Origin of the sequence: Actinocorallia aurantiaca (assembly GCF_039533685.1) — a bacterium.
In the GTDB taxonomy this organism is placed as follows: domain Bacteria; phylum Actinomycetota; class Actinomycetes; order Streptosporangiales; family Streptosporangiaceae; genus Actinocorallia; species Actinocorallia aurantiaca.
Map to the genome: position 1 here is coordinate 647824 of NZ_BAAATZ010000006.1, position 25817 is coordinate 673640.

Here is a 25817-nt window from a genome sequence, read left to right on the forward strand (position 1 = left end):
GAATATGGGTCCTTCCTGGGGGGCGTATTAGGTAAGGCTTGCCTAACTTAGCAATCAGTGGGTCTCCTGGGAAGTCCCGAGGACGCCGAGGATCCCCGCGACGGTCGGGGCGGCCATCAGCGTGGCGATCTTCAGCCCGGCGCAGCCCGGCTCCCTGCGGATCCGGCGGACCAGCCGCATCGCCAGCAGCGAGTGGCCGCCCAGGTCGAAGAAGTCGTCGTGCGGGCCCACCGCGTCCACCCCGAGTTCCTCGGCGAAGATCCGGCACAGCGCGGCCTCGCGGTCCGGCGAGGCCGCGCCCGCGCCGCCCGGCGCCGCGGCGGCGGTGACCGTCCGGGCGGTGAGCGAGGCGGGCAGGCCGCTCACCGGCGTCCCCGGGCCCGCCTCGAAGACGGCCAGCAGCGCGTCGATCATCCGCTCCACGGTGGAGGCGTCGAACAGGTCGGCCGAGTAGTCGACGATCAGCCGCAGGTCCTCCCCCTCCTCGCGGAAGATGAAGTCCAGGTCGAACTTGGCGGCGGCCGGGCCGAACAGCGCGGGCCGCTGCTCCAGCCCGGAGAAGACGACCTCGCCGGGGTCCTGGGCCTCGTAGCCCACCATCACCTGGAACAGCGGGTTGCGGCCCGGCACGCGGCGCGGCTTCAGCGCCTCCACGACCGCCTCGAACGGCAGGTCCTGGTGGGCCAGCCCGGCCAGGTCGGTGTCCCGGATCCGGGCCAGCAGCTCCTCCAGGGTCGGGTCGCCCGACAGGTCGGCGCGCAGCACCAGCGTGTTGACGAAGAACCCGATCGTGGAGCCGGCCGCGTCGTCGGTGCGGCCCGCGACCGGGCTGCCCAGCGGGATGTCCTCGCCGCCGCCCATCGCGTGCAGCAGCGCGGCCACCGCGCTCTGGCAGACCATGAACATGCTGGCGCGGGCCTCACGGGCGCGGGCGCGCACCGCCTCGGTCAGCGGGCGCGGGACCTCCCGGACGGCGGTGCCGCCCCGCTGGCCGACCGTGGCGGGCCGTGGCCGGTCGACCGGGAGAGGGATCTCCTCCGGCAGGCCGGACAGCGCGGCCGCCCAGTAGGCGAGCTGGCGGGCGTGCCTGCTGCCGGGGTCGAGCGGGTCGCCGAGCAGGTCGCGCTGCCAGAGCGTGTAGTCGGCGTACTGGACGGGCTCGGGCTCCCAGGCGGGCGCGTCCCCCGCCGTACGGGCGTTGTAGGACTGCGCCACATCGCGGGCGAACGGCCCGAACGACCACTCGTCGAACACGATGTGGTGGAAGACCGCCAGCAGCAGGTGCTCGTTCTCTCCTTCGGGGAAGACGGCCACGCGCAGCGGGATCTGCCTGGAGAGGTCGAAGGGGCGTGCGATGACCTCCTCCGGGGCGCAGGTCGCGATCTCCAGCTCGGGCCTGGCCTGCTCCGGCGCGAGGATGCGCTGGTAGGGGGTGCCTTCGTGCTCGGCGAAGACGGTGCGCAGGCTCTCATGACGGGCCACGACGTCACCGATCGCCGCTTCCAGCGCGGTGGTGTCCAGCGGACCGCGCAGCCGGACGGCGAGCGGAAGGTGGTACGCCTCGCGAGGACCGTCGTCCTCCCGCAGCAGCTGGTCGAGCATCCACAGGCGGCGCTGGGCGAACGACAGCGGGATGCGTTCGGGACGTTCGCGCACGGTGAGCGGGGGACGTACCTCTTCACCCGCGCGGTCATGGATGCGCTGGGCGAGTTCGGCGACCGTCGGAGCCTCGAACAGGTCCCGGATGGCCAGCTCGGTACGCAGCACCGTACGGGCGCGGCCCACCAGGCGCGTGGCGAGCAGGGAGTGGCCGCCCAGGTCGAAGAAGCTGTCGTCGATACCGACCCTGGAGACGTCCAGAGCCTCGGCGAACAGCGCGCACAGCAGCCCTTCGACGGGTGTGCGCGGCTCGCGTCCGGTGCCTCCGGCGGCCTGACCGTCGGGCAGCGGCAGGGCGCGGCGGTCCAGCTTGCCGTTGACGGTCAGCGGCAGCGCGTCCAGCGTCATGATCGCGCTGGGCACCATGTAGGAGGGCAGGATCTGCTTGAGCGCGTCCCTGACCTTCGACGCGAGTGCTCCTCTGCCGCGTGCGGCGGCGGGGTTGTTGGCGTACGAGGCGGGCTTGCGTCCCGCTTCCGCCTGCGGCCGGGCCGCCGCCCCTCCGAAGACGGCGTCGTAGTGGCCGGGCTCGGCGGAGCGGGTGATGACGACGTCCGGATCGAGAGCGTAGAACGTCTCCGGCTCGATGCCTTCGGGTGCGCCGTCCAGCAGGGCGCGGGCCTCTTCCACGCTCGCGCCGTTCTCCAGCGCCCCCAGGGCGGCGAGTTCACCGGACAGGCGCGGATCGGGGACGCCCTGGACGCGCACGGGCAGTTCCCGCAGTTCGTCCACGAGACCGTCCAGACCGTCCAGACCGCTCCAGGGGACCACGCGTGCTTCGGGGGACGCCTCGGTCTTCCGGAAGGTGACGTCGTAGCGGTGACGGGTCAGTTCGTTGTGGTGGGCGCCGCGCTTGGTGCGGATCTCGACGTCCGCGGGCAGGCCGAGGGCGGTGAAGAAGGCGGGCTCCAGGAGGAGTTCCTTCTCCATGCGCAGGGCGCGGTCGACGGCCGCCAGGTCTCCGCTCCCCCGCAGCAGCTGGATGGCGGCGTGGAACGCGCGGGCCGTCCTGAGGTCGCGGACGTCGCCGATGAACAGCGCTCCGCCCGGGAGGAGAAGGTCGAAGGCCTTGGTGATGACCTCGGCCAGGTACTCGGCGCTCGGGAAGTACTGCACCACCGAGTTGATGACGATGGTGTCGAAGCGGCTCTCCTCCAGGCCGGTGAAGTCGTGGGCGGGCTGGCGGCTCAGTGTGACGTTCGTTCCCGAGCCCAGATCCTCGCGCAGCTTGGCGATGACGGGGCCGGACAAGTCGGTGCCCCGGTACGTCTCGCACACGGGCGCCAGGCGCGACAGCAGCAGGCCGCTGCCGACGCCGATCTCCAGAAGGTCGCGCGGAGCCAGCTCCTTGATGCGCTCGACCGTCGTCTCACGCCACTCGCGCATCTCCTCCAGGGGGATCGGCGCACCGTCGTAGCTGCTGTCCCAGCCGGCGAAGTCCTCGACGTGGACGGCCGTGCCGATCTCGGTGTACTCCTCGTCGTACACCTGCTGCCATTCGGCGATCTGGGCCTCTTCGGCCTCCGGCTGGGCGTCGGGGACGACGTAGCCGACGAGCCGCTTCACTCCGGGCACGTCGCTGTCCACCGCGATGACGGCGGCCTGGCCGACGCCCGGCTCGGCGGCGAGCGCGGTCTCGATCTCCGACAGCTCCACCCGGTAGCCGCGGATCTTCACCTGGTCGTCGGTGCGGCCGAGGAAGTCGATGATGCCGTCCTCCCGGACCCGCACCAGGTCGCCGGTCCGGTACATCCGCCCGCCCGCCGTGTAGGGGTCGGCGACGAACCTCTCGGCCGTCAGGTCCGGGCGGCCCAGGTAGCCGCGCGCCAGGCCCGCTCCGGCGATGTAGAGCTCACCGGGGACGCCGGGCGGTACGGGCCGCAGCCAGCCGTCCAGCACGTAGGCGCGGGTGTTCCAGATCGGCCGGCCGACGGTCGGGGTGGCGCTGTCGGTGGTGCCGCCGCCGAGGGTGTTGATGGTGTACTCGGTCGGCCCGTACAGGTTGTAGCCGAGCACCCCTTCGGCCTCGGCCAGCTGGTCCCAGACGGAGGTCGGCACCGCCTCGCCTCCGAGGAGGACGAGCGGCGGCCGGTGCCCGCCCTCCAGCAGTCCTTCCTCGAGGAGCTGCTGGGCGTAGGTGGGCGTGACGTTGATGACGTCGACGCGGTGTTCGCGCAGGTAGGCCGTGAGGGCTTCCGCGTCGCGCCGCAGGTCCTCGTCGCAGACGTGCACCTCGTGGCCTTCGATGAGCCACAGGAGCTCCTCCCACGACATGTCGAAGGAGAAGGAGACCGTGTGCGCGATGCGCAGGCGTCGTCCGGCCTCGGCCACCACCGGGTCGAAGATGTTGGCCCGGTGGTTGAACTGCATGTTCGTCAGGCCCCTGTAGGGGGTGACCACGCCCTTGGGACGCCCGGTGGAGCCGGACGTGTAGATGACGTACGCGGGGTGTTCGAGCCGTCCGGGAGTGCCGGGGGCGAAGCCTGGCAGTTCCTCGTCCCCGAGGTCGCCGGAGGGCTGGGCGGCCAGTTCCGCGCCGACCTCCGGGTCGTCCAGCAGGATCGGGGTCACTGTGCCGGTGTCGTAGGTGAGCCCGGCTGCGATACCCCGGTGGGAGACCAGGCACGTGGGCGCGGCGTCCTGGATAATGTAGTCCAGGCGTTCGGCCGGGTAGTCCAGCTCCAGAGGCAGGTAGGCGGCGCCGGTACGCAGCACCGCGAACAGGGCGACGACCATCTCCGCCGAGCGTGGCAGCGCGAGCGCGACGACCTTCTCCGGGCCCGCGCCGTACTTCAGCAGGAGCCGTGCGAGCTTGTTGACCTCGGCGTTCAGTTCGGCGTACGTGAAGCACACGTCCGGCTGGGAGACGAGGGCCGTCTCGCCGGGGATGCGCGCGGCGCGGTCGGCCAGGAGTTCCGCGATGGTCAGTTCGGGGACGGGCTTCTCGGCCTCTGCCCAGTCCTGGCGGATGCGCTCTTCTTCCCCCGGGAGGAGCAGGGGCAGGTCCGCGCAGCCCGTCCGCGGGTCGGCGGCCAGCGTCCGGAGGAGCCGGACGTACCGCTCGGTGAGGCGCTCGGCCTCCGCGTCGGTGAACGCGTCCGTGCGGTACATGACCCGCAGGTTCCCGCCGGGGTTCACCACCATGGTGACGGGGTAGTGCGTGGCGTCGCGCACCTCGCGGTCGACGACCCGAAGGTCGCCGTCCGGGCCGAATCCACGGTCTGTGGGCATTCCGGGGAAGTTCTGGAACACGAACAGCGTGTCGAACAGCGTGCCGAGCCCGGTGGCACGCTGGACGTCGGCCAGGGCGACGTAGGAGTGGTCGAACAGTTCGGCCTGGGTGGCCTGAACCCGGTCCATCACGGCTCCGACCGGCTCTGCGGGTGCCGCCGAGACCCGTACCGGGATGGTGTTGAACAGCAGTCCGACGATGGATTCGACGCCGTCGATGTCGGGGTGGCGCCCGGACACGGACGCGCCGAACACCACGTCGTCACGTCCGGTGAGGCCCATGAGCAGGAGGCCCCAGGCGGTCTCGTAGAGGGTGCTCAGGGTGTTGCCGGTCTCCCGGGAGGCCCGTTCGAGTGCGGCCGCGAGGTCCGGGGGCAGGCTCAGGTGCCGCTCCCGCGCGGTGGCGAGGTCAGCGGGCCGGTCGAGGAGGTCGGGACGCAGGAGGGTCGGCTCTTCGAGGCCGTCCAGGCTGCGCGCCCACGCCTTGACCGCCGACTCCCGGTCCTGGGCCGTCACCCAGTCCAGGTAGGCGCGGAACGGCGTGACGGGCCGCCGGGCCTCGGCCTCCGCGTCGGTGTAGGACTCCAGCAGCGAGGTGACCAGCAGGCCGCCGGACCACCCGTCGAGCAGGATCAGCTCGGAGGTCAGGACGAGCCGGTGGTCGTCCTCGCCCACGCGGGCCAGTGCGAACCGGATCAGCGGCGGCTCGCCGGGTGTGAACGGCCGTGCCCTCTGCTCCTCGACGAACGCGTCCAGGTCGGCGCCAGAAAGCTCAACGTAGGTCCAGTCGAGGTTGAAGTCCTCGGGGATGAACTGCACGGTCCGCAGCCCGTCGGTACGGAACCCGGCCGTCAGGTTGGGGAACTTCTCCATCACGCCGCGGGCGGCGCGGGCGAGGCGGACTTCGTCCACCGGGCCTTCCAGCTTGACGACGGCCTGCTGGACGTAGATGTCACGTCCTTCTCCGGCCATCATCAGGTGGAACAGGAGGCCTTCCTGCAGCGGGGAGAGCGGCAGTTCGCCGGCGTCCTCCTCGACCTGGGCGGAAGCGGTGGCGTCGAAGGCGGTGCTGTGGCGGGCCAGCGCCTCGACGGTACGCAGCTTGAACACGTCGCGGAAGGTGACCGTCAGTCCCGCCTTGCGGGCGCGCGCGACCAGGAGGGCGGCGCTGATGCTGTCGCCGCCGGAGCGGAAGAAGTCCGCCTCCGCGCTGATCTCGTCGCCGTCCTTGCCGAGCAGTCCGGCGAAGAGCGCGGCCACGGTCTTCTCCCGTTCCGTGCGCGGTGCCCTTCCGGCTTCGGAGTCGGGCTCGGGAAGCGCCTTCCGGTCGAGTTTGCCGTTCGGGTTGAGCGGCAGTTCGTCGAGCCGGACGAGGTGGGACGGGACGAGGTAGTCGGGCAGCAGTTCCGCCAGGCGGCCACGCAGGGTCTCGACATCAACGGAGGCGGCGTCGCCGACGATGTAGCCGACCAGCCGTCCGGAGCGTTCGGCCACGGCGCCGCGCCGGACGCCTTCCTGCGCGGCCAGGACCGTCTCCACCTCGCCGGGCTCGATGCGGAAGCCGCGGATCTTGAGCTGGGAGTCGGCGCGGCCGAGGAACTCCAGGCTGCCGTCACGGCGGCGGCGCACGCGGTCGCCGGTGCGGTAGAGGCGGGAGCCGGGCGGGCCGAACGGGTCGGCGACGAAGCGTTCGGCGGTGCGGACGGGGTCGCCCAGGTAGCCGCGGGCGAGGCCCTCTCCGGCCAGGTAGAGCTCTCCCATGACGGCTTCGCGCAGGGAGCCGTCGAGCACGTAGGCGGTGGTGCCGTCGATCGGAAGCAGGCCGGTCCCCGCCGACACCTCGCGGACAAGGCTGTCGCCCGCCGCCTCGGAGCAGCCGTACAGGTCGATGAGCCGTCCCGGCACGCGGCCGGCGAGCGCCTCGGGGAGGGGTTCGCCGCTGCTGATCCAGGTGGTCACCGAGGACGGGGGGCCCGCTTCCAGGAGGGCGTTGAGCAGGCTGGGGACGACCGTCACCGTCGTGACGCGGTGGCGGTCGAGGAACTCGGCGAGCGCGATGGGGTCGGTGGCGGTGGCATCGTCGGCGATCACCACGGTGTCGCCGCAGACGAGGCCGCCGAGGAGCTCGGTGGTGCCGTCGATGAACGACGGGGAGCTCTTGGCCGCGCGGACGCCCGGATCGACCAGGCCGATGCCCCAGGCGAGGCGGTTGGCCAGGGCTCGCTGGGTCCCGGCGACGGCTTTGGGGGCTCCGGTGGAACCCGAAGTGAAGATCACGTAGGCGGGGTGTCCGGGCCTGACGCCGCCGCGGTCGAGGGAGGCCGTCTCGGCCGGGGGCTCGTCGCGCCCCAGGACGAGCAGCGGTTCGGCCGCCTCCAGCATGAGGTCCACCCGGGCCTGCGGGTACGTCACGTCGATCGGCAGGTAGGCGGCGCCCGTCTTGAGCACGGCGAACAGCGCGACCGCGAAGTCCGCCGAGCGGGGAAGGGCGATACCGACGACCTGCTCTGGGCCCGCTCCGGCCGCGGCGAGGCGGCCGGCAAGCCGCTCCGCCCGCTCGTCCAGCTCGGCGTAGGTGAGCGACTCGTCGCCGAAGACGAGGGCCGTGGCGTCCGAGGTGCGCCGGACCTGTGCCTCGATCAGCTCGGCCGCCAGGGGGCCGGTGTAGGCCTGCGCGGCCGGAGCCCGCTCCGACGCGGACGGCAGCAGCGAGGACAGTGGCAGACCGGGTTCGGAGGCCGCCCTGGCGAGCAGTCCGCTCAGGTCGGCGAGCAGACCCTCGATCGTCTCGCGGTCGTAGAGGTCGGTGGAGTAGGCCGCGAAGCCCTCGATCTCGTCCTCGCCCTCACCGAAGTACAGGTCGAGGTCGAACTTGACCCCGCCGGTCTCGGGCAGGAACGGCGCGGCGGCGACGCCGGGCAGCCGCAGCCGCACGTCGTCCAGCCGCTGGTGCACGATCATCACCTGGAACAGCGGGCTGCGGGCCAGGGAGCGTTCGGGGGCCAGGCGCTCCACCACCCGCTCGAAGGGCACCTCGGAGTGGGAGAAAGCGGCCAGGTCGGTGCGGCGGACCCGTTCGAGCAGGTCCCGGAAGGCCGGGTCGCCCGACAGGTCGGTGCGCAGCACCAGCAGGTTGACGAAGACCCCGACCAAGTCGGTGAGGTCCTCGTCGGCGCGGCCCGCGATGGGCGAGCCGAGCGCGAGGTCCTCTCCCGCCCCGGCGGCGCGCAGGGCGGCCGCGACGGCGGCGTGCAGGACCATGAAGACGCTGGTGCCGGTCTCCCTCGCCAGCTCGCGTATCCCGGCGGCCGGCATCCGGAACGGCAGCAGCCCTCCCCGGTGGCCCGCCTCGGCCGGACGGGGCCGGTCGAGCGGAAGGGTGCTCTCCGCGGGCAGGCCGGCCAGCGCCTCCTCCCAGTGGGAGAGCTGCGCGTCGACGTCGCGCCCCGCCTGCCAGGCGGCGTAGTCGGCGTACTGGACGGGCAGCGGGGCCCAGTCCGGCTCCTCGCCCTCCGACCGGGAGACGTACGCCGTGGAGAGGTCGGCGAGCAGCGGAGTGAACGACCATTCATCGGCCGCGGAGTGGTGCTGCACGAGGACGAGCACCCACTCGGTGTCGCCGGTGCGCCACACCGCCGCGCGGATGGGGAGTTCCCTGCCGAGGTCGAAGACGTGGGAGGCCGCGAGGGCCTGGTCGGCGTGCAGCCGCTCCGGCGTCCAGTCGCGGGCGTCGAAGACGTCGAAGGCGACTTCGTTCGAGTCCAGGATCCGCTGGACGGGCAGCCCGTCGGCGTCGGCGACGAGGAGCGTGCGCAGCGCCTCGTGGCGGGCCACGACGTCCTTCAGCGCGCGGTGCAGGACCGCGGGGTCGAACTCGCCGGTGAGGCGCAGGCCCAGGGGCAGCGTGTAGGCGGCCGACGGCTCGCGCAGCGCCTCCTCCAGCCAGATGCCGCGCTGGGCGTGCGAGGCGGGGACCGTCTCGGGGCGGACCGCGTCGCGGACCCGTTCCCGGGCTCCTTCCACCAGCCGGGGCGCCAGCATCGCCACGGTCGGGGCCTCGAAGACGTCGGCGATGGTGAGTTCGGCGTCCATCGCGGCGCGGACGCGGCCCGCCAGGCGGGTGGCGAGCAGGGAGTGGCCTCCGAGGGCGAAGAAGTCGTCGTCGATGCCGACCTCCTCCAGCCCGAGGACCTCGGCGAAGACCGCGCACAGGGCGGCCTCCCGCTCGTCGCGGGGAGCGCGTCCCCCGACCTCGACCTCGGGGGCGGGGAGCGCGGCGCGGTCGAGCTTGCCGTTGACCGTCCGGGGCAGCGCGTCCAGCCGCACCAGGGCGGCGGGGACCATGTACTCGGGGAGGCGGTCGGACAGGGCCGCGCGCACCTCGTCCAGGTCGAGCAGGGCGGGGTCGCCGGAGGCCGTGACGTAGCCGACGAGCCTCTTGTCCCCCGGGACGTCCTCCCGGACGACCACGGCCGCCTGCGCCACCCCGGGGGCCGCGTTCAGCACGGCCTGGATCTCGTCGGGCTCGATGCGGAAGCCGCGGATCTTCACCTGGTCGTCTGTGCGGCCCAGGTACTCCAGGGAGCCGTCGCGGTTCCACCGGGCCAGGTCGCCCGTCCGGTACATGCGCGTGCCGGGCGGGCCGTACGGGTCGGCGACGAAGCGTTCGGCGGTCAGGTCGGGCCGGCCGACGTAGCCGCGGGCGAGCTGGTCGCCCGCCAGGTACAGCTCTCCCGGGACCCCGACGGGCGCCGGCCGCAGCGCGGCGTCCAGGACGTGGGCGCGGGTGTTCCAGAAGGGGCGGCCGATTCCGTCGGACGGGAGCTCGGTGAGAGTCGCCCAGACGGTCGCCTCCGTCGGACCGTAGACGTTGACGGCCTCGTCGGCGGTGGCGGCGAGTGCGTCGGCGAGGGCGCGGGGCAGGGCCTCGCCGCCCACCAGGACGCGCAGGCCGCGGAACGCCTCGGGGTCCAGGGTGCCCAGCAGCGAGGGGGTGCCCTGGACGATCGTCGCCCCGCGCAGCAGGCCGGCGAGCCGTTCGGGGTCTCGTACAGTGCCGCGGTCGGCCAGCACGACGGTCGCTCCGCTGATCAGCGGCACGTACAGCTCCAGCACCGCGATGTCGAAGGCGATCGTGGTCACCGCGACGAGGCGGTCGTCCGCTCCGAGCGCCAGCCGGTCCCGCATCGTGCACAGGAAGTTCGTCAGCGCGGTGTGCGGGATGGCGACGCCCTTGGGCCGTCCGGTCGAGCCCGAGGTGTAGATCACGTAAGCGAGGTCGCCGCCCCGGACCTCGGGGCGCTCGAAGTGTTCGGGGCCGGTGCCGTCCGCGAGCACCACGGGGTGGCCTTCGGGGACGAGTTCCGCGGTGGCGGGGTCGGCTATCACGCACTTGGGAGCGGCGTCCTGGAGCATGTAGGCGAGCCGGTCCGCGGGGTGGGCGAGGTCCAGGGGCAGGTAGGCGGCTCCCGTCTTGAGGACCGCGAGGAGGGCGACCACCAGGGTCGGGGTACGCGGAAGCGCCAGGGCCACCACGTCGCCGCGCCCGGTGCCCAGACGGGCGGCCAGGGCCGTGACTCGGGCGTCCAGCTCGGCGTAGGTGAGGGTGCCGTCCGATGATTCGACGGCCACGGCGTCGGGGGTACGCCGCACCTGGGCTTCGAAGAGATCCGTGATGGTCTCGGCCGGGACCTGCCGGTCGGTGGCGTTCCAACTCTCCAGGAGGGAGAGTTCGGCCTCGTCCAGCAGCGGAAGGTCGCGGATCGCGCGTGACGGGTCGGCGGTCGCGGCGCGCAGCAGGGTCTCCAGGTGCGCGAGCAGCGCGTCCATGCGCTCGTCGGTGAACAGTTCGCGCCGGAAGGTGGCCTCCACGACCGTCCCGGACGGCCTGACGAACGCCTCCAGGGACAGGTCGAAGTGCGTCGTCCCGTTGTGGATGTGCGCCCAGCTCGTCTTCACTCCGGGCAGGTCGAGCTCGCCGATCTCCTGGGCGAGGAACAGCAGCATCGTGTCGAAGTACGGGGACCTGCCGCTCCGGCGGGCGGGGCGCAGCTCCTTGATGATCTTGTCGTAGGGCATCGCCTGGTGGGCGAAGCCCTCGGTGCACACCTCGCGGACCCGGTGCAGCACCTCGCGGAAGGTGGGCTCGCCGGAGAGGTCGCTGCGCAGCACCAGGGTGTTGCCGAAGTTGCCGACCAGCCGCTCGATCTCGGTGTGCTCGCGGTTCATGACGGCCGAGCCGACGGGGATGTCCGTCGCTCCCGTGTAGCGGTGGAGCAGCACCTTGTAGGCGGCGAGCATCACCATGTACGGGGTGACGTTCTCGCGGGCCGCCAGGTCGCGCATTCCGGCCGTCACGTCGTCGCCGAACCGGCGCGCACGGCGTCCGCCGCGCTCGGAGACGGTCGCGCCGCGCGGGGCGTCGGCGGGCAGTTCCAGGGGGGCGGGCGGCGGGTCGAGGCGGCTCCGCCAGAAGGCGAGGTCCTCGGCGTCGAGTTCGCGCTTCTGCTCCCAGTCGGCGAAGTCGGCGTACTGCGCCTTCAGCGGCGGCAGCGCGTCGGGCTCGCCGTCGATCTCGGCCCGGTAGAGGACCGACAGGTCGCGGGAGAGCGAACCCCACGTCATGCCGTCCCAGGCGATGTGGTGGACGACGAGCACGAGCGCGTACTCCGCTTCGCCGAGGCGGAGGAGTTCCAGCCGGATCGGCCGTTCCTTGCGCAGGTCGAAAGGCGAGGCGGCGAGTTCGGAGGCGCGCGCTTCGGCGTCGTCGCACGCGTGCACGGGCAGTTCCAGCGTGTCGGCCGTGTCAGCCGGGTCATCGGGGATGACGCGCTGCACCGGTCCGTCCTCGTAGACGGTCCGCAGGACGGCGTGCCGGCGCAGCAGGCCCCGCAGGGCCGCGCGCAGGGCGTCGACGTCCAGGTCGCCGCTCATGCGGACGAGGAGGCAGACGTTGTAGGCGGGGCTGTCGGGGAACGCCTGGTGGTGCAGCCACATGCTCTGCTGCGCGTAGGACAGCGGGGCGGGCCCCTCCGCGGTCCTCGGCGTGATCCGGTCGGTCTCGGCGCCGAGTCCGGCTTCGGCCATCATCCGTCGCATCAGTTCGCGCCGAAGCGCGGCCGTCTGTCCCTGCACGCTCAACTCTTCCGTTGGAGGAACACCATGCGGACGAAGATCGCCCACCCATTGGTTAGGTTAGCCTTGCCTACGAAAACTCTGCAAGGTTAGCCTTACCTAAGTTGATCGGCAGAGGAGTGGGTCAGTTGTCCATCGGTGTCAGCACGCAGATCGCCGTCCCCGTCACGGCGGATCCGGTCCAGCTCGTCGCCCGTCTGGCCCGCTCGGGCTTGTTCACGGACTATGTGGCTTATGAACGTCCGGGCTCCTGGCGGTTCGCGGGCGGCGCCCTCGGCGAGGTGACGCTCGACGCGGAGACGGTCCGTCTCCGCTGGGCCGAACGGCCGGAATCGGCCACGTCCTGGTCCGGTGATCCGGCCCGCGCGCTCGGTGACGCGCTCGCCGAAGTCCCCGGCTCCGGCTGGACGGCCTACGGGTGGATCGCCTTCGAGTTCGCCGGAACCCCCTACACCGGCCGCCTTGCGCATCTCATCGTCCCGCGCACCGAAGTGCGCATCGAAGAGGGCATCGCCTACCTCACCGGCGAGGAACCGGACGAGTTGAACGCCGTGGCCAAGCTGCTCTCGGAGAACCTCCCGCCGGAGGCCCCCGTGCCGTCCCCCATCGACGTGCGCACGGGCGGCGAGGCCTATCGCGAGAACGTCGCCCGCGCCGTCGCCGAGATCGAGGCCGGCGAATACCAGAAGGTCATCGTCTCCCGGCGCCTGCCCGTCCCCTTCCCCGTGGACGTCATCGGCACCTACCTGGCCGGGCGCGCCGCCAACACCCCGGCCCGCTCGTTCCTGCTCGACGTCGACGGCTTCCGGTCCACCGGCTTCAGCCCCGAGGTCGTGGCCGCCGTCGACGAGAACGGCGTCGTCACCACCCAGCCCCTGGCGGGCACCCGCGCGTTCGGCCTGGGCTCCGACACCGACTCCGCCCACCGCCGCGAACTGCAGAACGACCCCAAGGAGATCTTCGAGCACGCCGTCTCCGTCCGGACCTCGCAGGAGGAGCTGTACGGGGTCTGCGAGCCGGGCACCGTCCACGTCACGGACTTCATGAACATCAAGGAGCGAGGCAGCGTCCAGCACCTCGCCTCCCGTGTCACGGGCAGGCTCGCCGCGGGACGCACCTCCTGGGACGCGCTGCGCGCGCTGTTCCCCGGCGTGACGGCGTCGGGAATCCCCAAGCGCGAGGCGATGGACGCGATCGCCCGCATGGAGGAGCCCCGCGGCCTCTACGCGGGCGCCGTCCTGACCGTCTCCGACGACGGTTCGCTCGACGCGGCACTCGTCCTGCGCGCCCTCTACAGCCAGAACGGGCAGTCCTGGCTGCGCGCGGGCGCGGGCGTCGTCTCGGGCTCCACGCCGGAACGCGAGTACGAGGAGACGTGCGAGAAGCTCTCCTGCATCGCACCGCACGTCGTAGGCCAGTAACGAGGACGCCCCCGGGAACGACCCGGGGGCGTCTTCGTCCATGCGTCTGTACGTCTGGACACGTCTCAGGTGAGGAGGGCGGCCAGTTGCTTCTTGCTGACCTTGCCGACCGGCGTGCGCGGGAACACGTCGATCGTCTCGATCCGGTCGGGGAACTTGTAGGCGGCCACCCCCCGGCTCTTGAGGAACTCCTTGAGTTCCCGCAGAGTCGGCGGGGTGTCGCCTTCACGGACGATGAGGAACGCGCAGGTCCGCTCGCCCATGACCGGGTCGGGCACGCCCACGGCCGCGGCGTCGTGAACGGCCGGGTGGGCCAGCAGGTGGTTCTCCAGCTCCTCGGCGGCCACCTTGTCGCCGCCCCGGTTGATCTGGTCCTTCTCCCTGCCCTCCACGATGAGGTGTCCGGACGCGAGCCGCCGCACCAGGTCGCCCGTCCGGTAGAAGCCGTCGTCGGTGAAGGAGCGGGCGTTGTGGGCGGGTGCACGGTAGTAGCCGCGCAAGGTGTACGGGCCGCGGGTCAGGAGTTCGCCGACCTCCCCCGACGGGACGTCCTCGCCTTCGGCGTCCACCACCCGGATCTCGTCGGCGGGCGACAGGGGACGCCCCTGGGAGACGGCCACGAGCTCGTCCGGGTCGTCCAGACGGGTGTAGTTCAGCAGTCCCTCCGCCATGCCGAACACCTGCTGGACCCGGCAGCCCAGCACGCCGGGGACCTGTACGGCGCGTTCGGCGGCGAACTTCGCACCGCCCACCTGCAGCACCTCCAGAGACGACAGGTCCTCGTCCGACCAGCTGACGGCGTCGAGCCACAGCAGCGCGATCGGCGGGACGACCGCGCACACCGTGACGCGTTCGGCCTCGATGAGCGGGAAGGCCGCGTCAGGCGCCCCGGAAGGCGCCAGCACGACCTTGCCGCCCCGGCTCAGGGCTCCGAGGATGCCCGGGCAGGCCAGCGCGAAGTTGTGCGCGGCCGGAAGGACGACCAGATAACCGGTGTCCGGGCCGAACCCGCAGACCTCGGCGCTGGCCTCGTAGTTGTAGACATAGTCGCGGTGCGTGCGTCCGATGAGCTTGGGCAGGCCCGTCGTACCGCCGGAGAGGAGGAACAGCGCCACGTCCGACGGAGACGGCTTCTCGTACGGGACCGGATCGGCGTCCAGGTCCGCGAACGAGACGAACTCCTGAGCCTCCCCGTCGACGATGACGAACTCCACGGACGTCTTCCGCGCGAGTTCCCGGTGGTCGTGGCCGCCGTGGACGTCGGGGATGAAGTACGCGCGGGCTCCGGCCAGCTCGCACAGGTAGCCGATCTCGCTCTCCCGGTGCGCGGGCAGCGCCAGCACCGGGAGTACGCCGATGCGCATCATCGCGAGCAGTCCGATGACGAACGACGGGCTGTTGGGCAGCTGGACGACGACGTGGTCGCCCTTCTTCAGCCCCAGCCGCAGCAGGCCGGCGGCCGTGCGCTCCGCGCGCCTGTCCAGCTCCCCGTACGTGAGGCGTTCTTCTCCGCAGACGAGGGCCTCACGGTCCGGGTCCACCCCGTTCAGGACGTCGCCGAGCAGCCCGTCCTTCCAGTAGCCCTCGGCGATGTACCGCTCTTCGAACTCCGCGGGCCAGCCGACGAACCCTTCCATCGAACTCATCCGTCACCGTCCGGCGAGCTGGGCGGTCGCGCCGGGTACGGGTTCCGCCGGGTCGGAGCCGAGTGCGACGATGCGGTTGCCGTCGTCCACGTGCACCACCCTCGGCCGGTGGGATGCCCGCTCGGCCTCCTCCAGTTCGGCGTAGGACATGATGATGACCAGGTCGCCGGGCTTCACCAGGTGCGCGGCCGCGCCGTTGATCCCGATGACCCCGCTGCCCGCCTCCCCGGTGATGGCGTAGGTGACGAGCCTGGCCCCGTTGTCGATGTCGACGACGTGGACCTGCTCGCCCTCCGCGATGTCCGAGGCGGCCATCAGCTCGGCGTCGATCGTGATGGAGCCTACGTAGTGCAGATCCGCCTGGGTCACGGTGGCCCGGTGGATCTTTCCGTTCATGAACGTGCGCCGCACGGCTTCCCTCTTCCTCCGTGATCGACTAAGGATAGCCTTACCTTACTTACTTCCCTTTCCGAGGAGAACCCCCCGATGCTGATGGACCTCAGCCCGTTGCGCGACAGCAAGCCGTTCCGCAACGTGTTCATCGCCAGAACCGTCTCCGTCTTCGGCATCGGGATGCTCGCCGTCGCGCTGCCGGTGCAGGTCTACGAGATGACCCGCTCCACCGCGCACGTCGGCGGGGTGGCGGCCGCCGAGGGCTTCGCCCTGTTCTTCGGCTTCCTGTGGGGCGGGGTCCTGGCCGACCGGCATGACCGCCGCCGCCTCATGCTCATCGCCCGCACGGTCGCCGGCCTGGGCTTCGCCCTGCTGGCCCTGAACGCCTTCCTGCCCGACCCGTCCCTCTTCGCCATCTACTTCCTGGGCGCCTGGGACGGGCTGGCCACCGGGGTCTCGGTGACGGCCCTGCTCGCGGCCACCCCCGCCCTCACCACCCCCGACAAGATGGTCGCCGCGGGAGCGCTGAACGCCCTCACCGTCCGGCTGGGGTCCATGGCCTCCCCCGCGCTGGGCGGCGTCACGATCGCGGCCTTCGGCGTCGGCTGGAACTACGCGGCCGCCGCCCTCGCCACCCTGGCCACTCTCGGCCTGCTCGTCGGACTGCCCCCGCTGACCCCCGACGACGAGCCCGAGGGCAACCCCGTCAAGGCGCTGTTCCAGGGCTTCCGCTTCGTGGCCACCCACCGGGTCGTCGGCAGCCTGATGCTGCTCGGCACCCTGTTCATGATCGCCGGCGGCGTCCCCGTCCTGCTGCCGGCCTTCACCGAGATCGAACTGGACGGCGGCCCCACCACCCTCGGGCTCCTGTACGCCGCCCCGGCCTGCGGCGCCGTCCTGGCGTCCGTCACCAGCGGCTGGGCGACCGACCTGAAGGCCCCCGGACGCGCCCTGCTGCTGGCCTCGGTCGCGGGCCTGGCCGTCCTGGCCGTCCTGGGCCTGACCCGCCACCCCGCGCTCGCGGTGGCCGTCCTCTTCGGCTACGGCTTCGCCACGTCCATCGAGGAGATCCTGCGCTACGGCCTCCTGCAGACCCACACGCCCGGCAGCCACCTGGGCCGCGTCAACGCCCTGTGGTCGGCGCAGGAGACCGGCGGCGAGGCCGTCGGCTCCCTCGCGGCGGGCTTCCTCGGCCGGTACCTGGCCCCCGGCACGGCCATCGTCCTCTACGGCGTCATCGGCGCCGTCCTGGCCGCGATCCTCGCCTTCACGCTCCCGGGGCTCCGCGCCGCCACGCTCCCCTCCCGCTCCGAAGAGCCGGAGGACCTCAAGACCGCCGACTGATACGAGCGCGAAAGCGGTCCTGGAACACGCGACGGCCGGGACCCGGGAAAGCCGGGCCCCGGCCGTCGCGCCTCTCCGGACGCGCGTCAGGACCCGTCCGAGGTGAGCTGGGCGGCCAACTCCTCCTCCGACATGTCCGCGACGGACAGCCAGATGTCCGCGATGGCCTCCAGCCGGCCGGGAGTGCGTTCCAGCTCGTTCAGGCGGCGGGCCACCCGCTCCACGGTGCGTTCGGCGAACAGGACGCGGACGGGGAGGGAGGTGGTGTCGAGGGCCTCCCGGAGCCGCGCGATGACCGTCGTCGCGAGGACGGAGTCGCCGCCCAGGGCGAAGAAGTCCGAGTCCGCGCCCACTGACACGGACACAGTGCCCGTCACCTCGGCCATCGTCCGGGCGATGAGCCTCTCCAGCGCGGTGCGCGGCGGCACCTGGGCGCCGCCGGTCCCGGTCTCGGCGGCGACGAGCGCGGCCAGGGCCCGGCGGTCGATCTTCGCGTTGGCGGTGAGAGGCAGTTCGTCCAGGGTGACCAGCAGTTCGGGGACCATGTGCGGGGGGAGCAGAGTGGCCGCGTGCTCCAGCAGTTCCGCGTCGTCCAGGGCCGCCGCGGGCTCCTCGCGGACCACGGCCGCGGCCAGGCGGTTGCCCGACACCAGGGCCACGGCGCGGCGGACGGCCGGGTGGGCCTCCAGCGCGGCGGACACCTCGCCCAGCTCGATGCGGAACCCTCGGATCTTCACCTGGTGGTCGCGACGTCCTAGGAACTCCAGCGTCCCGTCGGGACGGTAGCGGGCCAGGTCCCCGGTGCGGTACCAGCGGCGTCCCCGGTACTCCACGAAGCGGTCCGCGGTGCGTTCGGGGTCTCCGGTGTAGCGTTCGGCCACGCCCGCGCCGCCGATCCACAGCTCGCCGGTCGCCCAGTCGGGGCGGTCGCGGCCCTGGTCGTCCACGACACGGCAGGCGACACCGCGCAGCGGCACACCGTAGGGGACGGACGTCCAGTCGGACGGGACGTCTCCGGCCACCTCCTGGACGGTGGAGTGGATGGCCGTCTCCGTCGTGCCGCCCAGCGCCACGAAACGGCAGCCGGGAGCACTCTTCTCCAGCATTCCGGGCAGGTGGGTGCCGACCCAGTCTCCGCCGAGCAGGACCAGGCGCAGCGAAGGCACGGGCCGTTCCTGCGACAGCAGCATCTCCAGAACGGACGGTACGCAGTTCAGCACGGTCACTGACCGGCGTTCTACGAGTTCGGCCCAGCGGGCCGCGTCACGCCGCTCCTCCTCGTCCGGGAGGACGATCGCGCCGCCCGCCGACCAGACGGAGAACAGGTCGAAGACCGAGAGGTCGAAGTCCAGCGCGGAGATGCCGAACGTGACGTCCGAGGCGGACAGCGCATAGCGCTCGATGAGGTCGTCGATCGTGTTGGCCGCCGCGCGGTGCGAGACCTCCACGCCCTTGGGTTCGCCGGTGGAACCCGAGGTGAACAGGATGTAGGCGACCTGCCCGGCCTGCCCGGGGACGGGAGCGGCCAGCGGCTCGGCCGAAGTACGGTCCTCACCGGGGACGAGCGAGGCGGCGACGGCGGCCGAGGCGCGGATCTTGTCGCGGCGTGCCGGAGGCTGCGAGGGGCTGATCGGTACGTACGCGGCTCCCGCCGCGAGCACGCCGAGCACGGCGGCCGCCTGCTCCGCGCCCTTCGGCAGCTCCACGGAGACGCGGTCTCCGGGCTTCACGCCTTCGGCGACCAGCGAAGCGGCGACACGCAGCGCGCGGTCCGCCAGCTCGCCGTACGTCAGCGTGCCGGAGTCTCCCCAGTACACGGCCGGGGCGTCGGGCGTACGGGCCGCGAGCTCGAAGAACGCCTCGTGCAGGGTGCGTTCAGGCAGGGCGGGCAGGGAGTTGAGGCGCTCCCGGAGCTCCAGCTGCCCGGACGTGACGCCGAGGCCGAGAGGAAGGTCCCAGTCCGCGTCCGGCGCGCCGAGCCGGGTGATGGCCGAGGTGTACGCCTCGAACATGAGGTCGGCGACGCCCTCGGGGAACGCCGGGTCGCGCACGTCCCAGTTGAGCAGCAGACCGCCGGACACCTCGGTCACCTGCGCGTCCAGCAGCACCTGCGGCCCCTGGGAGATGATCCACGCCGGTTCCCCGAACACCCTGCGGACGCCGTCGCCGAACAGCTCGCCGAGGTTCAGCGCGCTCGTGTAGACGACGGGCGCGAGGACCTGCTCTCCTCTGGCGCGTGACAGGTCGCGCAGCACCTCCAGCCCGGAGTAGTCGCTGTGCGTCCCGGCCGTGTGCAGTTTCGCCTGCAGGGCGCGCGCGCGTTCCCGGAACGTCAGCTCGGACGTCAGGTCGACCTCCAGCATGATCGAGCCGGTGAAGTCGCCGACGAGGCTGTCCACCTCGGGGTGGACGGGCTCGCGCTGGAACAGCGGCAGGTTCAGCATGAAACGGGAGTTCGCCGACCAGGCGCCGATCGTCTCCGCGAAGACGGCCGCCAAGGCCATGGCCGGGGTGACGCCCTCGCGGTGCGCGCGTTCGACGAACCCGCGCCGGTCTTCGGGGGAGAGCCAGTGGTGCTTGCGCACGACGCGGTCGCCGGGGCGCGGCACGACGGGCAGCTCCGGCGCGCCGGGGAGGTCGTCGAGCCGCTCCGCCCACCACTTCCGGTCCCGTTCACGGGCCTCGGCGCGGGGGTCGGCAGCCAGGTAGCGGGCGTAGCTGTAGCCGATCGGCTGGAGCGTCTCGCCCTCGTACAGCGCGGCGAGGTCCGCGAGGAGGACGCGGTAGCTCATCGCGTCCGCGGCGACCATGTCGACGTCCAGGTGCAGCCGCGTCCCGCCGGACGGGAGGAGGCTGAGGCGGGCGTCGAACACCCGCCCCTCCTCGATCGGCAGCCGCTGAACCGACATCTCCTCGCGCAGCCGTTCCAGTTCGGCTCCGGGGTCGGCGGCCGAACGCAGGTCGTTGACGAGCACGGCGGGGCCGGGCCGCTCGTCCAGGATCCGCTGGGTGCCGTCGTCCCCGACGCTGACCCGCAGCATCGCGTGACGTCCGACCAGTGCGCGGACCGCCTCCTCGAACCGGACGGGATCGACGTCCGCGCCGTCCAGCTCCACGTAGAGGTGCGCCGCCACGGAGCCGAGCTGCTGCCCGTCGTCCCGGCCGATCCAATAGGCGTGCTGCATCAAGGCGAGCGGGAAGGGGCCTTCCGGTTCAGCCGGATCCTCTTCCGCGGTCTCCGGCGCGGCCGCCGGCTGCTCTATGGCGCCGCGTTCGGCGAGCAGTTCCCACCATTCGGCGAGCGTCGGCCGTTCGGCCAGTTCCGCGAAGCTCACCTCGACGCCGCGTTTGCGCAACCGCCCGGTCAGGCCCATCAGCCTGATCGAGTCCATGCCCAGCTCGATCAGATTGTCTTGGTCCTCGGCCCGCTCGCCGAGCATCCCGGCGAGCGCTTCCCGCAGTTCTTCTCTGGTCAGCACAGACACACCCCTTAGCTTAGGTAAGGCTAACCTAAGACAGGGGTGCGGGGCCGTCAACGCTCCCGGCGGCCCTCGATCCCCAGCAGCCAGACCAGGTAGACCCCACCCAGCACGCTGGTGACCACGCCCACGGGCAGGCGCACCGGAAGCCGCAGCGCGATCAGGTCGCTCACCACCAGCAGCGCCGCGCCCATCAGCGCCGACGGCAGCAGCTGCGGCCCCGAACCCCGGGTCAGCCGCCGCGCGAGCTGCGGCGCGGCCAGCGCGACGAACGCCACGGGGCCCGACGCGGCGGTCGCCACCGCGACCAGCCCCACCCCGCCCGCGACCGCCAGCCCCCGGCTCTGCTCGACCCGCTCCCCCAGCGAACGCGCCACGTCGTCGCCCAGCTCCACCATCCGCAGCCGCCCGCCCAGCGCGAGTGTGAAGGGGACGAGCACCGCGAGCGCGACGCCCAGCGCCTTCACGTGGTCCCAGTCGCGGCCCTCCAGGCTCCCGGTGAGCCAGAACGCCGCCTGGTAGGCCTCCCGCAGCTCCGCCCGGGTGATGAGGTAGGAGTTGAGCGCCTCCAGCATCGCCGCGATGCCCACGCCGACCAGCACCAGGCGGTGCCCCTGCATGCCGCCGCCGCGATAGGCCAGCAGGTAGACCGCCATGCCCGTCAGCACCGCCCCGCCCACCGAGCTGACGGCGATCGCGACCGTCCCGCCGCCCACCACCAGGATCTGCACCAGCGCGCCCGTCGCCGCCCCGGTGGTGAACCCGATGAGGTCGGGGCTGCCCAGCGGGTTGCGCGACAGGCTCTGGAACACCGCGCCGCTGAGCCCGAGCGCCAGCCCCACCAGGATCCCGGTCAGGGCCCGCGGCAGCCGCAGCTCCGTCACGATGAACCGGTGCACCTGCGTGCCCTCGCCCGTCAGCGTCCGGACGACGTCCGCCGACGGGATCGGGAGGTCCCCCGACCCGATGACGAGCACCGAGGCCGCGAACGCGACCGCGGCGAGCCCGAGGCAGACGGAGAACGTCCGTACGGGGACCCGCGCTCCGCGCGTCCTCACCTTGCCCGCCCGCAGCGCTCCGTTCACAGTTGCGGGACCTTTCCACGCCGGACGATGAAGATGAACAGCGGAGCACCGAGGAAGGCGGTGACCAGCCCCGTCTCCAGCTCGCCGGGAGAGCCCAGGAGCCGGCCGAGGACGTCGGCGCCCAGCAGCAGGACCGGCGCCAGGAGCGCGGAGTAGGCGAGGATCCAGCGGTGGTCGGTGCCGGCCAGCGCCCGCGCGGCGAACGGGACGGCGAGCCCGACGAAGAACAGCGGCCCGGCCGCCGCCGTCGCCCCGCCGCAGAGCAGGACGACCGCCAGCCCTCCCGCCGCCCGGATCAGTCCCGGCCGCCCGCCGAGCGAGCGGGCCGCCTCGTCGCCCAGCGCCAGCGTGTTGAGCGGCCCGGCCAGCAGCGCCACCAGAAGGAGACCGACCGCCAGGAACGGGAGGATCCGCAGCACGACGCCGAGGTCCTGGCCGCCCAGCGAGCCGACCTGCCAGAAGCGGAACCCGTTGAAGGCGCGGGGGATCAGCAGCATCACCCCGGTCGTGACACCGACGGCGACCGCGTTGACGGCCACCCCGGCCAGGACGAGTTTCGCCGGCGTCGCCCCGTACCTCCCGCTGGACCCGAGCAGGTACACCAGCACCGCCGTCACCGCCGCGCCGGCGAGCGCCGCCCACACGTAGACGAGGGCCTCGTCCACCCGCAGCAGTCCGATGACCAGCACCACGGCCAGCGCCGCGCCCGAGTTCACGCCCAGCAGGCCCGGCTCGGCCAGCGGGTTGCGGGTGAGCGCCTGCATCAGCGTCCCGGCCAGTCCCAGCGCCGTCCCGGCCGCGATCCCCAGGACCGTGCGCGGCAGCCGCTCCTCGCGGATGATCAGCGAGTTCTCCGCCCCGTCGGGCGACAGCAGCCCGTCGACGACCTCGCCGAAGGGAATGTGCTTGGCCCCGAACGCGAAGCTCGCGACCACCGCCCCCGCCAGCGTCAGGACGAGCAGGAGCAGCACCGTCCACCGCGACATCCCACCGGAAACAGGCACGCGGCTTAGGCTAGCCTAAGCTAATCGGATCCCGGCGGGAGTTCTCCCCCTCCGCCCGGCGGCCGCCGCGAACCGCCCGTTCATCCGGCCTTCCCCTGGCGTCGACCAAGGATTTCGGCCCCGTTCGTTCCATAGAATCAACCCCTATGGCACTGGACTCCGGAACCTATCTCAGCCGTCGCCTCCCCGCCGGTCTCATCCTGTTGGGAGTGGGCGCGGCGAGCGCCCTCCTGCTCGCGCCCGCGGGCAGCGGCGGCGACGAACCCCTGCGGGTCCGAAGCGGGTTCTCGGTCTCGGTCTACCGGACGCTGACCGAGGCCGCGGAGGGCACCCCCTCCTGGATGCACACCGTGCTGGAGCTGGGCTCCGAGGCCTCCGTGGCGCTCGTGGCCCTGACCCTCGTCGTCGTCTGGGCGCTGGCCGTCCGCCGCGGCGACGCGCGCACCGTGGCCGGGACCATGACGCTGGGCCTCGGCACCGTCTGCGCGTACGCGCTCAGCGAGGGCCTGAAACTGCTGGTCTACCAGGAGCGGCCGTGCCGCGCCCTGGAGGACTCGGCCGCCGTCGCGCCCTGCCCCTCCCTGGGCGACTGGTCGTTCCCCAGCAACCACACCACCCTCGCGGTGGGCGCCGCGGTGGGGCTCGCCCTGCTCCGCCCACGCCTCGCCGCGTTCGTCCTGCCCCTCGGGCTGGCCGCCGCCGTCCTGCGCGTCGCGGTGGGCGTGCACTACCCGCACGACGTGCTGGCCGGATCCATCCTCGGCGCCTCCTGGTCGGCGGCGGGCCTGCTGCTGCTCGCCGCACCGTTCGCCCTGGTGGTCGCCCCGCTGCTGGCCCGGCTCGGCCTCGGCTCCCCGCCCGTCCCCGAGGGCGGCCACCGGCTCACCTCCTGACCCGCACGCGGGCCCTCTGCCCGGCGACACGCGAGCGGCCGCGTGTCAGATCTCTTCGCGTTCACCCGATTACCTAAAGTGAGGACCGCCGCGTGATCAACAGCGTGGCGGAGGGAGACGCGCAAATGAGAACATCTCGAGGCGCCGGCGCGATCGCCGGCGCGCTGGCGATCGTCCTTGCCTGCGGGCAGGGTGCGGTCGCCGCGGCCGATCCGGGCATCGGGTCCGGCCGCGGCCTGGTGAAGATCTGCCACCGTACGTCCTCGCTGTCGCATCCGTACGAGCTGCTGAAGGTGCGCCGGGACTCCGCGCAGTTCACCAGGCATCTCCAGCACCGCGCCTACACCGACAGGCACGGCTTCCGCGACGTCATCGACGGCGTGGACGGAAGGATCCAGAGCCTGGAGGACTGCCCGGAGTGGTGGGACCTCCAGTCGGACTGGCCCTACAAGGCCTACAAGAACGAGCACCGGAACGAGAGCCGCCACGAGCACCGGAACAGGCAGGAGAAGCTGAGGCAGAAGCAGGGCCAGGACCTGCACATCCACCTGTACGACAAGAAGAAGAAGCAGCGGTACGAGACGTACAAGCCGCGTGAGATCAAGCCCGCGCGCAAGCCCAGGGCGCGGAAGCTCCTGCCCAGGGGCGTCCGGCCCAAGGGCGACGTCAGGTCCTCCTGACACCCGGCCGGCGGCCCTGCCCTTCGGGCCGCCGGCCTTCTTTCGTCCGCCCCGGAAGGCCCTTGACCGCCCCCGGCGCGAGGAGGAGGTTGGGGACACGGTTCCGCCCACCCCCGGCACAGGAGGACCGGTTCATGCCCCCTGCCTCCGGCAGCGCCCTCTCCGCCCTCGCCCGCAGAGACCCCGGAGCGGAGCGGATCTTCGACGAGATCGCCTTCGGCCTGGGAGAGGCCGACCCCTACCCCCGCTACCGCCGCCTCCGCGAGACGGCCCCCGTCCTGCTGACCCGGGACGGCACCCTCGTGCTCACCCGCCACGCCGACTGCGAGGCCGCCCTGCGCCACCGCTTCCTCGGCAGGCGCGGCGAGGTGCTGGGCTTCGGCGTGACGGCCCTCCCCCCGGACGAGCCCGCCCTGGCGCTGCGGTCCGTGCAGGACAGCATGCTGTTCGCCGACCCGCCCGACCACGCCAGGCTGCGGCGCCTGGTCTCCTCCGCCTTCGCGGGACGCCACGTCGAAGCGCTCCGCCGGGCCGTCGCCGCCCGGACGGACGCGGCCCTGCGCGCGCTGGCGGAGGCCCCCGGAGCCGACTTCGTCACCGGGTTCGCGCTTCCCGTGCCGGTCCAGGTGATCGCCGACCTGCTGGGCGTGCCGGAGGAGGACCGGGCCTGGCTGGTCCCCCGGGTCCTGGAACTGGGCGCGGCGCTCGGGCCCCGCACCGCTCCGGGAGTCCGGGACCGGGCCCTCGCCGCCCAGGCGGACCTGACCGGCTATCTCACCGGGCTCCTGGCCGCCCGCCGCGCCGAACCGGAAGACGATCTGCTCTCCCGGCTGGCCGCCTCGCGCGCCGACGACGCGCTCACCGAGGCGGAGACGGTGGGGGCGTGCTTCCTGCTGTTCGGAGCCGGCGTCGAGACGACCTCCCACGCGCTGGGCAACGCCCTGGCCGCCCTGTTCGCCCACCCCGACCAGTTCGACGTCCTGTGCCGGGATCCCTCGCTGGCCGGCGTCGCGGTGGAGGAGCTCCTGCGCTACGACGCCCCCGTACAGGCGGACGCCCGCCGCGTCCTGGAACCGACCGCCTTCCTGGGGATCGACCTGGAGCCCGGCCGGACCGTGCTCGCCCTGCTCGGCGCCGCCAACCGGGATCCGGCCCGGCACGAGGACCCGGACCGGCTGGACGTCACCCGAGCCGCCTCGCACCTGGCGTTCGCGGCGGGGCCGCACTCCTGCCTGGGCGCCCATCTGGCCCGGCTGGAGCTCGAGGTCTTCCTCCGGCGGCTCGTGACCGGCTATCCGCGCTGCGCCCCGGCGGGGCGGCCCGTCCGCGGTCCCGGCCTCGCCCTCCGCCGCTTCACGGAGCTGCCGGTCACGCTCGCGTCCTGAGCACGGCCCGTGCGGTCAGGGCCCTTCGGGGCGTTCGTCCGGCTCCGGCTGCGGAGAGACCGTGGCATGCGCGGCCCGTTCGGCGTCCGCCGGGTCGAGCTCCTCTTGGGGCACGCCCCGCTCCAGCGCGTCCGACACGCGCTCGGCGGCGCGCTCGCTCTCCGGCCTGCCGCCGGATTCCTTCTTCTCGTCCATGGTGACCTCCTATGCCCGCGCCCGCGCGCGTCGAACCCTTTCTCATTAACCGTCCATGAATCACCTATCGGGCGAACGTAAGGCAGCTCACATCTCGGTTCGGTCACTATAAGAAATCGATCATCACGGACCGGCGGGTCAAGGAAAATCTAGGGCCCGGCCCCGCGCTGCGGGAATACTCTCTGACCTGCGGCAATGCTGCCCCTTGACCATGATCCCACCGTTCTGCGGCACAGATCATTCCACCTTCATGTGTTTACTCGAGGAA

12 protein-coding genes are annotated in these 25817 nt (G+C 72.4%); 5 read left to right on the forward strand and 7 right to left on the reverse strand.

The annotated features are described in order from the left end of the window. Positions 1-54: 54 nt before the first annotated feature. A complete protein-coding gene (locus ABD327_RS10020; protein ID WP_344449982.1) occupies positions 55-12024 on the reverse strand; it encodes an amino acid adenylation domain-containing protein in 11970 nt (3989 codons plus the stop codon). 128 nt (positions 12025-12152) lie between these two features. On the opposite strand from ABD327_RS10020, the gene ABD327_RS10025 reads away from it, so the two are divergent. Then, positions 12153-13445, forward strand: a complete 1293-nt coding sequence (locus ABD327_RS10025) for a salicylate synthase (RefSeq protein ID WP_344449983.1) — start codon at positions 12153-12155, stop codon at positions 13443-13445. A 65-nt stretch (positions 13446-13510) separates the two neighbouring features. Here the strand turns inward: ABD327_RS10025 and ABD327_RS10030 are convergent, their stop codons facing one another. Both ABD327_RS10030 and panD read right to left on the reverse strand, forming a co-directional pair. Beyond that, the gene (locus ABD327_RS10030; protein ID WP_344450119.1) at positions 13511-15082 is read right to left on the reverse strand and encodes a (2,3-dihydroxybenzoyl)adenylate synthase; all 1572 of its coding nucleotides are present in this window, start codon (positions 15080-15082) and stop codon (positions 13511-13513) included. A 12-nt stretch (positions 15083-15094) separates the two neighbouring features. Then, positions 15095-15502 (reverse strand): aspartate 1-decarboxylase, encoded by a 408-nt coding sequence (gene panD, locus ABD327_RS10035; protein ID WP_344449984.1) that lies wholly within the window; start codon positions 15500-15502, stop codon positions 15095-15097. 75 nt (positions 15503-15577) lie between these two features. Here panD and entS point away from each other — a divergent pair, with 75 nt between their 5' ends. Beyond that, positions 15578-16828, forward strand: a complete 1251-nt coding sequence (gene entS, locus ABD327_RS10040) for an enterobactin transporter EntS (protein ID WP_344449985.1) — start codon at positions 15578-15580, stop codon at positions 16826-16828. An 86-nt stretch (positions 16829-16914) separates the two neighbouring features. On the opposite strand, the gene ABD327_RS10045 is transcribed toward entS, so the two are convergent. From ABD327_RS10045 to ABD327_RS10055, 3 genes are read right to left on the reverse strand one after another with little or no spacing between them, the layout of a single operon-like run. Continuing rightward, a complete protein-coding gene (locus tag ABD327_RS10045) occupies positions 16915-20313 on the reverse strand; it encodes a non-ribosomal peptide synthetase (RefSeq protein WP_344449986.1) in 3399 nt (1132 codons plus the stop codon). Between the two features lie 47 nt (positions 20314-20360). Beyond that, positions 20361-21392 (reverse strand): FecCD family ABC transporter permease, encoded by a 1032-nt coding sequence (locus tag ABD327_RS10050; protein WP_344449987.1) that lies wholly within the window; start codon positions 21390-21392, stop codon positions 20361-20363. Continuing rightward, the gene (locus tag ABD327_RS10055; RefSeq protein WP_344449988.1) at positions 21389-22396 is read right to left on the reverse strand and encodes a FecCD family ABC transporter permease; all 1008 of its coding nucleotides are present in this window, start codon (positions 22394-22396) and stop codon (positions 21389-21391) included. The genes ABD327_RS10050 and ABD327_RS10055 overlap by 4 nt, the downstream gene beginning before the upstream one ends. A gap of 146 nt (positions 22397-22542) precedes the next feature. Between ABD327_RS10055 and ABD327_RS10060 the strand changes: the two genes are divergently transcribed. The 3 genes from ABD327_RS10060 to ABD327_RS10070 all read left to right on the forward strand — a co-directional run bounded on the left by ABD327_RS10060 (position 22543) and on the right by ABD327_RS10070 (position 25354). Then, complete coding sequence (locus tag ABD327_RS10060) at positions 22543-23289, forward strand: phosphatase PAP2 family protein (protein WP_344449989.1); 747 nt, start codon at positions 22543-22545, stop codon at positions 23287-23289. 125 nt (positions 23290-23414) lie between these two features. Continuing rightward, positions 23415-23969, forward strand: a complete 555-nt coding sequence (locus tag ABD327_RS10065) for a hypothetical protein (protein WP_344449990.1) — start codon at positions 23415-23417, stop codon at positions 23967-23969. A gap of 134 nt (positions 23970-24103) precedes the next feature. After that, positions 24104-25354: a cytochrome P450 gene (locus tag ABD327_RS10070; RefSeq protein WP_344449991.1), complete on the forward strand. Its 1251-nt coding sequence runs from the start codon at positions 24104-24106 to the stop codon at positions 25352-25354. Positions 25355-25369: 15 nt separating this feature from the next. Here ABD327_RS10070 and ABD327_RS10075 read toward each other — a convergent pair whose 3' ends face one another. Further along, complete coding sequence (locus ABD327_RS10075; RefSeq protein ID WP_344449992.1) at positions 25370-25549, reverse strand: hypothetical protein; 180 nt, start codon at positions 25547-25549, stop codon at positions 25370-25372. Positions 25550-25817 lie beyond the last annotated feature (268 nt).

What these genes read in the sequence shown, in the direction of transcription:
- ABD327_RS10030 (WP_344450119.1), bottom strand. Translation starts at nt 15,082, where the DNA reads ATGGAAGGGTTCGTCGGCTGGCCCGCGGAGTTCGAAGAGCGGTACATC.
- entS (WP_344449985.1), top strand. Translation starts at nt 15,578, where the DNA reads ATGCTGATGGACCTCAGCCCGTTGCGCGACAGCAAGCCGTTCCGCAAC.
- ABD327_RS10060 (WP_344449989.1), top strand. Translation starts at nt 22,543, where the DNA reads ATGGCACTGGACTCCGGAACCTATCTCAGCCGTCGCCTCCCCGCCGGT.
- ABD327_RS10065 (WP_344449990.1), top strand. Translation starts at nt 23,415, where the DNA reads ATGAGAACATCTCGAGGCGCCGGCGCGATCGCCGGCGCGCTGGCGATC.
- ABD327_RS10070 (WP_344449991.1), top strand. Translation starts at nt 24,104, where the DNA reads ATGCCCCCTGCCTCCGGCAGCGCCCTCTCCGCCCTCGCCCGCAGAGAC.
- ABD327_RS10075 (WP_344449992.1), bottom strand. Translation starts at nt 25,549, where the DNA reads ATGGACGAGAAGAAGGAATCCGGCGGCAGGCCGGAGAGCGAGCGCGCC.